This is a genomic window from Ferruginibacter paludis (genome assembly GCF_030409685.1).
GTDB classification, from domain to species: Bacteria; Bacteroidota; Bacteroidia; order Chitinophagales; family Chitinophagaceae; genus Ferruginibacter; species Ferruginibacter paludis.
Genome location: NZ_JAUFQJ010000006.1, coordinates 32,548 through 45,831 on the forward strand (window position 1 = coordinate 32,548; position 13,284 = coordinate 45,831).

Below are 13,284 nucleotides of genomic sequence, written 5' to 3' on the forward strand. Positions count from 1 at the left end.
AAAGCCTGTTTATATTATTATAGTTACTGCTAACAGTACGTTGATAACAGCATATTTTTTCATTGATTGCTTTTTAGTAGTTATGCTAAGGGGCATCAAAATTTAAAACAATTTTTATGAAGCAAATGATTTTTAGGAATTGGAATTTTATGAGATTTTTAAGGCTTGCAATAGGAATTGGTGTTATAGTGCAATCCATTGCAACAAGGCAATGGGTACTGGGGATTTTAGGGATATTATTTACACTTATGCCTTTATTTAATGTAGGCTGTTGCGGCGTAGGCGGATGTGGCTTGCCAGACAGAAAATTCAAAATTCCTGAAAAGGAAACTACTTATGAAGAAATAAAATAGAACCTGAACAAAGATTTGTTGCAATCACGCTAATCAATGTATTTTGAATGGATGGCTTGACATCAAGGGACAATTACTTGTATTGTTAATACAGAGATGTGGATATGGGTGAAATATAATAGTAAAATAAAAAAGCAACATATTTATAACTAATAAAAAATAAAGTCATGACGTTCAAGGAAATCATTCAATCAAACAAACCTGTACTGGTAGATTTTTTTGCGCCTTGGTGCGGTCCGTGTAAAATGATAGCCCCTGTTCTTAAAGATGTTAAGCAGGAGATTGGCGATGCCGTTACCATTATAAAAATAGATGTGGATAAAAATCCGCAGACTGCAGGCGAATTTCAAGTTAGCAGCATCCCTACTCTTATACTTTTTAAAAATGGCAATCAGTTGTGGAGGCAAACCGGCATGGTTACAAAAGGGGCGCTGGTTAGTACCCTAAAACAGCATACTTCGCAAGGATTATAACTTGTCGAATACTTTTACATTAAAAATCTATTGGTGAGATTCGAACAATAACAATTGTTTCAATTAATTTTCAATTTACTTGAATTTATTAATTGATATCAAGTACAAGTTTTGATTTGTGTCATAATTTGATATAAAAAGTTACCAGGCGATTCAATAATAATTTTTGATATTTATGTCGGAAAATTGAATTCGTTTTAAACATTATTAATTTCAAAGTTTTTATTTTTTAAATATCTTTCCATTATTAGAGCTATCAAAATAATAATTGGTAAGGTAATGAGAGATCTTAGTATGGAGAATTTCCATCCCAGGAATCCAATTTCAAACATTAATAAAGGGAGTTTTAAGGTGCTAAACGCACCTATATAAATAAAAATATTCCGAACACTTGTACCTTTTTTCCATAATAAATATGCTACGGGAAATGCGCTGTACAATGGCCCGGCCTGCAGCATAGATAGCAAGATCACAAATACTGTTCCTTTAATATTGGAACCTTCGCCAATATTTTTTTCCACCTTGTCTTTACTTATCCAAACATCAGCAAGCCCAATAAGGATGAACATGAATGGTAAAAAAAACAGCATTTCCCTGATGAAGAGAACAAAATTTTTTTTATAAATATCTTTGCCTGCCTGAATATTCAGGATAAACGAAGCGATGGTAAATGCTACAAAAGCAATGAAAATAATCAAACCCCACTTATTTTTTTCTAAAAAGCCTTTCATGTTTACATGATTAAACCAATGATTAATCCGATAATTATAGCACCAATAAAATACAATGAATTCCTTATCAGTGCAACCTTCAGTCCGAAATATTTAGCTTCAAGCGGTAAGGTAATCACCCCAACCATTAATAAGGTGGAAATGAAAACAGCAACTACCGGATACGATACGCCATTCGATAATAACGTACCTGCCAGCGGGTACGCAATAAAACCAGGTATTAACGCAATTGCACCAACTACTGCCGCAAGGAGATAACCAAAAAAACCAGCACTTTTTCCAAAAGAATGCACAATGGTTTCGTTTGGTAAAAAATAAAGTATTACGCTGATCAATACTATAACAACCAGTATGGTTGGTAAAATATTTAAGAACATAATTACGCCTGCACTTAAACCTTGCTTTGTTTTTTCCTTATCAACAAACCAGGAATATGCAATAGCGATGAAGGTCAGTATTATCAGAACTTCCATTAATGAAATTTATTTTAAACGGGTAATAACTGGCTCCTCATCAAATGAACATATTCCTCATCAGAAGCTTGCTTTTTTACATTTAAAAATGGCCGCATCTCCTCTCCTATCAAATACCTGAACCGGTCTGTACCATCTGTTACAGCATTGTAAATAAATGCCGCGGCTTCTTCCGTAGTGCTTAATTTATCCTTATACTTTTCAAACAATGCATCCATTCCGGTACTATTCACAATACGGCTGTATTCGGCCGGCACAGGTCTTGAAGGTGCCTGCGAATTTTTAAAGAAGCTGGTACTTGCACCACCAGGTTCTATCAGTTTAACAATCACATTAATGGTAGCAAGTTCGTAAGACAATGATTCTGTAAACCCTTCAAGTGCAAACTTTGTTGCATGATATGGCGACATCAGTGGGAAGGTAATAATACCACCCTGCGACCCAATGTTTACGATAATGCCTTTTTTATTCGCTCTAAAATGGGGTAATATCTCTCTTATTACATCCATGTAACCAAATACATTCACTGCAAACTGGTCACGGATTTGCTCGGCTGATATCGCTTCAAAAACACCCACTAATCCATGTGCTGCATTATTTATAAGCACATCAATTCTGCCAAATTTATTAATCCCTTCCCGTATCGCATTATTTACTGATAGTATATCCTTTACATCTAACCGGGTAACAAAAATATTTCTAATTGTCGTTAATTCTTTTTCTTTTTCAGGAGAACGCATAGTGGCAATAACATTCCAGCCACGGTTAGCAAATTCTTTCGCAATAGCCTTTCCATAGCCCGATGAGGTGCCGGTAATGATAACAGTTTTGTTTTCCATTTTCTTTAATTTTTTATTGAAAATATCTTAGCTTTTAAAAATAATAGAGCTATCTGGCAAGCAATTCCAATGAAGTTTCCCAAAGCCGATCTGCGTTGATTGAGTCCAATGCATAAGCTGCGACACCTTGATAATCTGCCGGCCGTTTGCTAACAACAGGCGCCTCATTACAGTTTTCAAAATAGTGTCCGCCCTTACCTTCCATTAATGGGGCCGTTGCCAATAATATAGAAGTCGCAGCACCTTGTTCCGGTGTCTTCTGCAGTTCCGGCGGCGTTTTAAGCTGTCCCCCGACATGACGTTGTAAATTGGTGGCAATCGCCCCGGGGTTTAAAGCATTTACTGTAATACCGGCATGTGCCAATCGTTTACTTGCTGCCACGGCAAAAAGTATTACGGCAGATTTCGACTGTCCATAAGCTACCCATGGATCATAAAAGCGGAAATCAAAATTGATATCATCAAATATAACTGGCGATAACAAATGACCGCTGGAGCTTACAGCAACTACACGTGCATTACCTGCAGCCGCCAGTGCCTCCCGCAGACCAAGAGTCAATTCAAAATGCCCTAGGTAATTAGTGGCAAACTGCATTTCCAATCCATCTTCGGTAAGTTGCAGATCGGGTATGGCCATAACCCCTGCGTTGTTAATGAGTATATGCAAAGGGCATTTCCATTTTGCAGTGAACTCCCGGATACTTTTGCGATTACTTAAATCAAGCGTAGCGGCGTAAACATTTTTATTACCGGTAGTGGCAATAATTTCTTCCACTACTTTTTGTGCAGCCAGTTCATTTCTAACAGCCAATGTTACGGCTGCGCCATGTGCAGCCAATGTAAGTGCAGTAGGCACGCCAATGCCCGAAGCTCCTCCTGTAACAATAGCATGTTTTCCCCTAAGGTTTACGCTAGCAGCAACTTCTGCAGCAGTTGACCTCATTCCGAAACCAGTTGTTATTAATTGCATAGTTGAATTTTTATTGGTTGGTATCCCTTGTCATATTGACTACTTAAACTTTCATTAAAATTAAAAGTAACCATAATTCTACCTTTAGATTTTACCTTGCGATTCAAATATTTTGCGAAACAAATTCATTCGTATTATTCATCAATACTGCTTACTCCTCTATGGTCTTAAAATAAAAAGCGCAGTCATATTTATTGGGGTAATATCTGAAACTATTTCGTTAATGCTCATTACTATTTTTGATCTTTATAATCAATAAAAATGAGACTGCTATATTGGCTTTCATCTCTACAGGTATTAGCTAATAATTTTTTAATTTTTTTTTCAATAACAGACGGAAATTTATTTCTTAAAATACTATACCTGTTAATCAAAATCCCTTTAGCTTCATAGCAAACCGATATTACACCAGAGATGATTAGTCTATTTCCTCCTGCATCTAAAAACCGATGGCATTCAATAATTGAAAATTGATCCGGATCTAAAACAATCCTGTTCTGCACCCATAGCAAAGCATCTTCTTTCACTTCGAAATCATCCGTAAATCCACGCTGGTGAAGATCATCAATTACCTTACATGCGCTTAAATATATTTTCATAACAAATGAATCTGTTTTTAAAAGAGGGCAATTGTAAAATAATTACCCGTTTGAACAAAAGTCAGCTACCAAATATTAATTGCTAAAGAACTATAAAAAAGATATTTGAGAGAAATAAATTAATAATATCAAAACCTGACATTTTATTGCCTCTGTTTTGATAGAGCAAGTATAACTAAGTAGTAAATAGTTTTTAATGATTTATGAGTGAGTTGCAAAATTGGATTATAACAAAGAAATTCTCTTTTGTATACTGCTCAATTTTTTTGATTTTTAAATCCACCTTTTGTATTTTGATTGTGCTTTACAATTAGTCATTTTTCTGTTTGTTTACCCATTTAAGGAAATGCTGAAAATATTTTCGCCTGAAACTTAGTAATAATTGACTCTTAAAATCAAATGGTATGAATTGCAAAGCAAAGAGGGACTCCGATAATTTTAGCAACTTTCGATAACAATAAGTTATAAGAACAACTTAAAATATTTCTAGCTATGATTAAAATTATATGGCTAACAGTTTTATTATTTATATCAATAGAAAGCCGGTCGCAGGAACTGGATAATTTGGGGTTAGCTATTACTAATTATAAAGACAATTCAAACGAGTTATTACTTAAACAACTAAATACGGCTCATGAAGATTCCAACAAAATTAAATTACTTGTAAGGATATGTAGTTTTTACTGGTATGAAAGAAAAATAGATGACAGCATTCTTTATTATTCGAAAAAGGCCATAAAATTAGCAGAAAGGCTTCATTACAATCCCGGCTATTACGAGGCATGTTTCTTACAATGCAAGATCAATGCAAAAAAAGGAGATGTTGATCAGGCAAGAACATTTATACCACTCGTTTCAAAAAACCAGCAGGCAAGACTATTACTTGTTTTGGGAGAACATTACCTTTTTCTTCCGGGTGAACAAAAAAATAATTTAGATAGCGCTTACCCATACTTCAACAAAGCGCTATTACTATCAGAGACAATTCAGGATCAGCATTGGAAGGAGGAATCACTTTTTTCATTAGGCAAATATTATTTTTCCGTAGGAGAAATTAATAAAGGGAAAGAATCTATTATGAAACTTATTACATATTACCACGAAAATGGTGATAAACAAAATGAAGTTAAAAGCTGGAATGTCTTAGCAGAATATATACCCGATACAGACAGCACATATAGTTACGAGATATACTGCTTTGAAAAAGCGTTGCAACTCTTTTATGAATTAAAAGACACAATACGGGCGGCTGACTTAATGTTTAACTTAGCAGAAGTCTATAGGTATCACGCCGAATACGATAGTTCAAAACAAAAAATTAAGGCAGGAATTAATTTACTCAAATTAGCAAATCAAAAAAGGGTAAATAAATTTTATTACCTAATGTCAATGGTAAGTCAACATATGGGAGACCTTAACGAGTCATTATTTTATGCCCTGGAGGCTTTAAAAAATATGGAAGAATTCGGAGACACCAAAAGACTATATCTTGTCTATTACCAATTGGGAGGAATTTATGCACTGCTTAATCAACATGAAAATAGTTTAAAGTATTTTTTATCCGCAAAAGATAAAATAAATGATTTATGGCTATACCATACTTATGCCAATGCCGCTGATCAACTAATTCAATTACAAAAACCCCGGGAAGCATTAAAATTATTGATTGATTTTGATAAAGAACTTCCGGCAGTCAGGTTAGTTGATAAAGAGACAATGGCAGCGGCCAAAGCTGATTGCTATGCTGCACTACATGAATATAATATTGCTGAAAGATTTTATGTTCAAATGATAGCCTTGGATGAATTAGCGCAAAAAAACAGGCGAAAAGAAATATCTCCTGTTGAATCAATTTGCGGACCTGAAGCTTACTACAAAATTGGGAAATTTTATGTTGAGCAAAAAAAGTACAAAATTGCCAATAGCTATTTTGCAAGGTCTTTACAAACTGCTTCTTTCGATAATAAAATGTCTAATTCCACCGACCTGCTGCGAAATATAAGATGGATGCAATTCAAGGCTGATTCGGCCACAGGTAATTATGTTTCCGCACTTCAAAACTTCCAAAAATACACGGCAATCAACGATTCCATGTTTAACACAGATAAAATTAAGCAGGTTGAAAAAATGAGATTGGCTTTTGAAACTACAGAAAAAGAAAAGAATATACAACTACTGGAAAAAGAAAAATTGATTCAACAGGGAACTATTAAACAGGCAACCCTGGCAAAAAATGTAGCCATCGCAGGCATACTTTTACTCTTAATCATTACTGGCTTGCTATACCGGCAATTCAGATTAAAGCAATTGAATAACAAAGCTATTTCATACAAAAATGAAACATTGGGGAGCCTGTTGTCAGAAAAAGAATGGTTGCTGAAAGAAGTACATCACAGGGTAAAAAATAATCTCCAGATTATTATCAGCTTACTGAATACACAATCCAATTACCTGAAAAGCGATGATGCCGTAAACGCAATACGAGAGAGCCAGGAACGCATGCAGGCGATATCATTGATACATCAAAAGTTATATAAATCAGATGAAAGTGCCTTTATTAATATCAGAGAATATGTGCATGAATTAATAGATCATATCAGAAATGGCTTTAGTGATTCAATAGGAATTGTGTTTGAATTAAACATTACAGATTCGAACCTGGATGTTGCACAGGCAGTTCCACTAGGCTTAATTTTAAACGAAGCTGTTTCTAATATTTTTAAATATGCTTTCCCCGGCAAATCAACTGGCAAGGTGGTTATATCCATTACCCATTCAAAAGACTCGAATAACTTTCTGTTAACTATTTCCGACAATGGAACTGGAATTCCACAAAATTATGACGTTACTAAAAAAGCATCATTTGGAATTCGCCTTATGCAGGGATTAAGTAAGCAAATGGGCGGCAGTTTTAATATTGAAAACGATAATGGTGTAAAAATAGAAGTTGCTTTTAGAGAATCTAAATTAGCAAAACTTATCAGTAACAAGAATAATGAAATTTATGCCCTGCAAGGCGTTGCTGATGTATAACCAATCAACTCATTAATCTGAGTAAAATAAAACACTCCATCGATGCTACTACGCTTCCAAATTATTTTTTATTATTTTTTTGGTTTCTTAACACAGTTTAAAAAAGCAGGTAAATCACAATCTTTTTCTTACCGGTCTTTAGATAAAATAAAAAGTAAGAAAAGAATCTTATTTTCCAGCAAAAATTTTTGGAAGTGTTTTATGGTATGTCTCCTGCTGCCACAACTTTCCTTTTCGCAAAAAACCAGACCAGATATTCTTTCAGAGCGGCTATTTTTAAAACTTGGTGCCGCATATTTGAATGTAGCCAGACAAAATCAGATTGATATAGATAGTGGCCTTGCTATTGCCAGCAGGCAAAATCATCTTAACAGGCTGTTTGTGATTGGAGAGAACTTTGATGATATCCTGCTTGATAAAGAAAACAGCTGGGTAGCCCAACAAAATATTAATAAAGCAAAGGAGCTTGCAATATCAGGTAATGTCGCTAAAAGGGAGCGGCTGCTGAGTTTAATTGGATATTACTACGCCTTTCAACCTGGTGAAAATAAAAGTGATATAGACAATGCAATTGTTTTTCTAAACGCCGCAAAACTGGAAGCCACTATCAGCAAGGACAACAAGACCCTTATACAAATTTTTTATTGCCTTGTGAAATGCTATCTGGAAAAAGCGAATTTAAATACCGCAGATAGTTTTTTTAATCAGGCCATCGCCCTATCAGTTAAAGCAAATGACAAACATGAAGAAGCAATGGCCAGAACCTATTGGGGTACCTTCAGTCCCTTCCAGGTAAATACAATTGCTGAGCGCATTAATCAGCTTAGAAAAGCAGACACACTATTTCAACAATTAAATGATAATGAAAACCAAGTGAATACATTAATGAATATTGGTTATTTAAGTTTTGCAGCAGGAAAAGTAGAGGATTCTAAAAATGCATTTTTAAAGGCGCTGGAAATTGAAGAATCCATAGACTTTATTCAAAAGCAATATACCTACGATTTACTTGCATTAATTGCACAAATTGAAGGGCAATCAGGCACATCTTTAAAGTATGGGTTATTTTCTTTAAAATCAGCTGAAGCCTCTAAAGATGCAGCAGCTTACCCATATATATGTGCCAGGGTAGCTAATGCATATCTACTTTTCACCGATAAGCAACAGGAAGCGCTTACCTGGGCCCAAAAAGCTTTAACAGCATTTGAGGCAGCAGGAGGTGACCCATCTATGTATAAATGTGTGGGCATGATTAGTCAAATTTTTAGGAATAACGGGGAATATGCAAAAGCTATACAAATTGTACAAGATATAACTAAGAGATTCCCGTCTGAGGACCCTGTTCAACAACAAGAGACCTTTGTTATTCTGGCTGGAAATTACGCAAGTCTTAAGAATTTTTCGTTAGCTGAAAAATATATCAATGAGGCTAATAAATTGCAAAACAAAATTTATATTTTAAGTGGTGACATTCAGTTGTCTTATTTTAATTATCGTTTAGGGTTTTTATACTTAAGCATGAAAAAATTTGAAAAAAGTCGATTTTATTTCAATAAAGTGTTAGCATTACCACAAGGGGTACAAAAAATTTATTTAACAAATATTGAAATAGGGCTTTCAATAATAGATTCAGCAAAAGGAGATTTCAAGAATGCATTTTTACATGCACAAAAGAGTATTGCAATGAGAGAATTGCTTACAAATGAAGATCAGACGAAACAAATTCAGGAATTACGCATTCAATATGAAACAGAAAAAAAAGATGATAATATAAAAATTCTTGGGCAACAGGCATCCTTGCAGAAAGCGCAAATAAAACAAGACCAGTACACAAAGAATATTATAATTGCAGGGGCAGCCATATTAGCAATTTTCCTCGGCCTTGTCTACAACCGTTTTCGGCTTAAGGAAAGAAGCAATAAATTATTAGAAGTGAAACAAAAAGAAATTAACCAAAAAAACATATCGTTACAAAATCTGGTTGAGCAAAAAGAATGGCTATTAAAAGAGGTGCATCACCGGGTTAAGAATAACCTCCAGATTATTATTAGCCTGCTAAATACACAATCCAGTTACCTTAAAAGCGATGATGCCGTAAACGCAATACGAGAGAGCCAGGAACGCATGCAGGCGATATCATTGATACATCAAAAGCTATATAAATCAGAAGAGAGTGCCTTTATTAATATCAGGGAATATGTGCATGAATTAGTAGAACATATAAGAAATAGTTTTACGGATTCATCAGGGATAGTGTTTGACCTAAACATTACTGATTCAAATTTGGATGTTGCACAGGCTGTACCACTGGGATTAATTTTGAATGAAGCTGTTTTTAATATTTTTAAATATGCTTTCCCCGGCAAATCATCAGGTGCAGTGGCTATATCCATTACCCACTCAAAAGATTCGAATAACTTTCTGTTAACTATTACCGATAATGGAACAGGACTTCCACAAAATTATGACATTACAAAAAAAGCATCATTTGGAATTCGCCTTATGCAAGGATTAAGTAAGCAAATGGGCGGCAGTTTTAATATTGAAAATGATAATGGTGTAAAAATAGAAGTTAGATTCAAAGAATCCAAAGTGATTGAACTGATGCGAAATGAACTGTTTAAAACTGCAAGTCAGCCTGTTAAAAAACTTTATTCAGAAATAGTTGATTAAATATTTTAAATATCGATCTCTAAAAATAAACGTATCTGGAAATGAATAAAACAGTTGTAATTGTTGAAGATGAATTTATAGTTTCTGAAGATTTGAGGATTATTGTTGAAAAAGCAGGCTATTCAGTACCGGGTACTGCTGCCAGCGTTGAAGAAGCAATCACGTTGATAAGCTTGTACAAACCCGACCTTGTATTACTTGACATTAACCTGAAAGGGAAATTAACAGGTATTGACCTGGCACATCAGTTAAGGGAAGACAATATTGCCTTTATTTATATTTCAGCCTATTCAACCCAAAGCATCCTAGAAGCTGCGAATGCAACACAGCCCTATGGGTTTCTGGTAAAACCCTTTAGAGAAAAGGATGTACTGGTTGCATTGGATATTGCCAGGTATCGTTATCAAAACGGTCTGGAATCATCATTGCGGCGGGAACAATTATTAATTAGTTCGCTGGAAACAATTCACAACGAAACCATAACAGCAGATGAAAAACTGTTAAAGATTGTAATGGCTTTACAATCCCATATTCCTTTTGATTACCTGGCCACAGGCAAAATTAACACTGGTGAAATTCCTTACGAAGGGATTGGCTTTCTGCGACAGGGTACGGAACAATACCAGGCAATTGGTATTCCCGAACTCTTGAAGCTGACAGGAATTAAAATGGAGGGTTTAAAAAAAATACAGCAGGCTACTATTATTGATAAAAAGCCTGCAAGGTACAATGGCGAAGATTTTATTAAGGTGCGTAAAATAAATCCCTTTAAAAATTTACTGGCACATACTTTTAGACTCGAAGCCAACTTGTTTATCCCTTTTAATGATTTAAATAATAATACCTGTATCTTATCTTTTTACAGCCGTAAAAAAGATGCTTATAACGGAGAACATATTGCATTACTTGGCAGGTTGCATGACTATATAATCAATACTTGTGGGTACATTTCATTACTAAAAAAAAATCAGAAGCCACCTGCGCATTCCGGCACTGATAATTTTGAAGGCATTGTTGGTGATGATCCGTCGCTGGTCTCTATACTTGATCTGCTGAAGCAGGTTGCCCCCTTCGATACATCCGTATTGATACAGGGAGAAACCGGTACCGGCAAAGAGCGTATCGCAAATTGTATTCACCAGCTATCCGAAAGAAAATCCAACCCATTTATAAAAATTAATTGTGCCGTGCTTTCCCCTACGCTTATTGAGTCTGAATTATTTGGGCATGAGAAAGGGGCTTTTACTGGTGCTACTGAGAGGCGAACGGGAAAGTTTGAGCAAGCAAACGGAGGTACTATATTTTTAGATGAAATTGGTGAAATGCCGCTCGAAATGCAGACAAAATTACTAAGGGTTTTACAGGAAAAAGAAATAGAACGTGTGGGGGGAAAGGAACTTGTAAAATTAGATGTACGGGTAATAGTTGCAACCAACAGGGTGCTTGAAAAAGAAGTAGCTGAAGATCGATTTAGAATGGATCTATTTTACAGGCTGAATGTGTTTCCATTAATGCTGCCACCACTAAGAGATCGCATAACTGACATTCCAAAACTGGCCGTTTATTTTGCAGAACGGTTTTGTAAAAAATTTAAGAAAAAATTTAACGGCATTACTGAGCAAATGATGGCAGCATTAATAAAATATAATTGGCCCGGAAATATTCGGGAACTGGAAAATATAATTGAGCAGTCAGTACTATTAAATGATGGCATATCCGGGCTGGTGCTTCAGAGGTCATTGAAGAACGTTCGTATAATTGTTGAAAAGCCCAATGACATTGAGGGTGTGCAGAGCCTTGGTGATATTAAAAAAATTAAAACCGATACTGAAAGAGAATACATAAGAGCTACATTAAAAGAAGCTGGTGGCCGAATACGGGGAGAAGGCGGTGCTGCCCAATTATTAAACCTTCCACCAACCACCTTAGAATCTAGGATGACAAAACTTGGCATAAAAAAAGAAGATTACCTGTAAAGCTTTTGCTATATTTTTTCTCTTTATTTCCCTTTAAACAGTCATGGAGTAAATTATCAAAAAACATGGCTTTCCTATATTATAAAAACAGCATGCCTTAATTAGTTTAGCATTTACCAAATGCATATTATTGGTTTTAACAGCATGGTAAAAACGTATAAACACCTTAGCTGAATGATTTTTAAAATAGAAAAATGCTGACATATGATAAATACTTTCCTGAAATTTATATCCGGCCTCGATCAGTTCGGTAAAAGAGTAATCCGCTTTGGAATTGTAATTGTTTTTTTGTGGATAGGTGGCCTCAAATTTTTTACTTACGAAGCAGATGGCATTGTTCCGTTTGTTGCCAACAGCCCATTCATGTCCTTCTTTTATAAACATCCGGTTGATTATAAAAAACATATAAACAAAGAAGGTGAATTAGTAACTGATAACCACAGGTGGCATACTGAAAATAATACGTATGGTTTTTCAAAAGGGCTGGGAGTTTTTCTGGTTTTAATAGCAATACTGGTTACCTTACATAAGTTGGCACCGTTGGCAAGTACGATTGGCAGCTTACTTGTTATACTTTCTTTTGTAACACTGTCCTTCCTGATAACCACACCAGAAAGTTGGGTACCCATTTAACAGACCAACAATGGGGCTTTCCATATCTTTCTGGCAGGGGCCGCTTGGTTATAAAAGATCTGGTAATTCTCGGTGGGGCAATATAACCATGAGTGAATCGGCGAGACTTTACTTATCTCATCAAAAAAGAAAGTAATGCCAGCTGCCAGTTAAAGAGAGTGGAAAAGTAATAATATATAACAAGACATCAAAAGCGTCGAAAATTAAATTATCTTTTTACACACGCTTTGGATGAAAATTCCCCAAAGGATGCCTAATTGTAAGAATGTCGATGTTAAGAAATTTGTAGAACATTTTGTTATTAATTTAAACTTTAGTTAGACATTGTATTCAACAGATTCAATAATTTACTACATTACTAGGTCAGGGAACTATGCTACTTACAATGGAACCCCATATGAACAGCTCAGTAACGCTGAGCTCTTATAAGTGTTTGTAGAAAGTTTATTAAATTTTAATTTTAGAATCTCTTTATTGTTTTTTAACCTTGCTTTCCTTTTAGTAAGTGCTGATAACCTGAGAAAAGTATAG

At 35.1% G+C, this 13,284-nt stretch carries 10 protein-coding genes and 1 pseudogene; 6 read left to right on the forward strand and 5 right to left on the reverse strand.

Annotated elements, in window-relative coordinates; translation table 11 throughout:
- Positions 1–116: 116 nt before the first annotated feature.
- The gene (locus QWZ08_RS10655; RefSeq protein WP_290337392.1) at positions 117–353 is read left to right on the forward strand and encodes a hypothetical protein; all 237 of its coding nucleotides are present in this window, start codon (positions 117–119) and stop codon (positions 351–353) included.
- Between the two features lie 167 nt (positions 354–520).
- Positions 521–826 carry a thioredoxin gene (gene trxA, locus QWZ08_RS10660; protein ID WP_290337393.1) on the forward strand — a complete coding sequence of 102 codons (306 nt, stop codon included), beginning with the start codon at positions 521–523 and terminating at the stop codon, positions 824–826.
- Positions 827–1,023: 197 nt separating this feature from the next.
- Here trxA and QWZ08_RS10665 read toward each other — a convergent pair whose 3' ends face one another.
- The 5 genes from QWZ08_RS10665 to QWZ08_RS10685 all read right to left on the reverse strand — a co-directional run bounded on the left by QWZ08_RS10665 (position 1,024) and on the right by QWZ08_RS10685 (position 4,438).
- Positions 1,024–1,557: a permease gene (locus QWZ08_RS10665; protein WP_290337394.1), complete on the reverse strand. Its 534-nt coding sequence runs from the start codon at positions 1,555–1,557 to the stop codon at positions 1,024–1,026.
- Positions 1,558–1,559: 2 nt separating this feature from the next.
- Positions 1,560–2,030 (reverse strand): permease, encoded by a 471-nt coding sequence (locus QWZ08_RS10670; protein ID WP_290337395.1) that lies wholly within the window; start codon positions 2,028–2,030, stop codon positions 1,560–1,562.
- Between the two features lie 14 nt (positions 2,031–2,044).
- Positions 2,045–2,869: an SDR family oxidoreductase gene (locus QWZ08_RS10675; RefSeq protein ID WP_290337396.1), complete on the reverse strand. Its 825-nt coding sequence runs from the start codon at positions 2,867–2,869 to the stop codon at positions 2,045–2,047.
- 49 nt (positions 2,870–2,918) lie between these two features.
- Complete coding sequence (locus QWZ08_RS10680) at positions 2,919–3,839, reverse strand: SDR family NAD(P)-dependent oxidoreductase (RefSeq protein WP_290337397.1); 921 nt, start codon at positions 3,837–3,839, stop codon at positions 2,919–2,921.
- Positions 3,840–4,072: 233 nt separating this feature from the next.
- Positions 4,073–4,438, reverse strand: a complete 366-nt coding sequence (locus tag QWZ08_RS10685; RefSeq protein ID WP_290337398.1) for a hypothetical protein — start codon at positions 4,436–4,438, stop codon at positions 4,073–4,075.
- 492 nt (positions 4,439–4,930) lie between these two features.
- Here QWZ08_RS10685 and QWZ08_RS10690 point away from each other — a divergent pair, with 492 nt between their 5' ends.
- The 4 genes and pseudogenes from QWZ08_RS10690 to QWZ08_RS10705 all read left to right on the forward strand — a co-directional run bounded on the left by QWZ08_RS10690 (position 4,931) and on the right by QWZ08_RS10705 (position 12,839).
- Entirely contained in the window at positions 4,931–7,471 is a 2,541-nt protein-coding gene (locus QWZ08_RS10690) for a tetratricopeptide repeat-containing sensor histidine kinase (protein WP_290337399.1), read from the forward strand.
- A gap of 42 nt (positions 7,472–7,513) precedes the next feature.
- Positions 7,514–10,144 carry a tetratricopeptide repeat-containing sensor histidine kinase gene (locus QWZ08_RS10695; RefSeq protein ID WP_290337400.1) on the forward strand — a complete coding sequence of 877 codons (2,631 nt, stop codon included), beginning with the start codon at positions 7,514–7,516 and terminating at the stop codon, positions 10,142–10,144.
- Between the two features lie 41 nt (positions 10,145–10,185).
- Positions 10,186–12,120 (forward strand): sigma 54-interacting response regulator, encoded by a 1,935-nt coding sequence (locus QWZ08_RS10700; protein ID WP_290337401.1) that lies wholly within the window; start codon positions 10,186–10,188, stop codon positions 12,118–12,120.
- A gap of 204 nt (positions 12,121–12,324) precedes the next feature.
- Positions 12,325–12,839 (forward strand): annotated as a pseudogene (locus tag QWZ08_RS10705) (DUF417 family protein).
- The last annotated feature ends 445 nt before the right edge of the window (positions 12,840–13,284 follow it).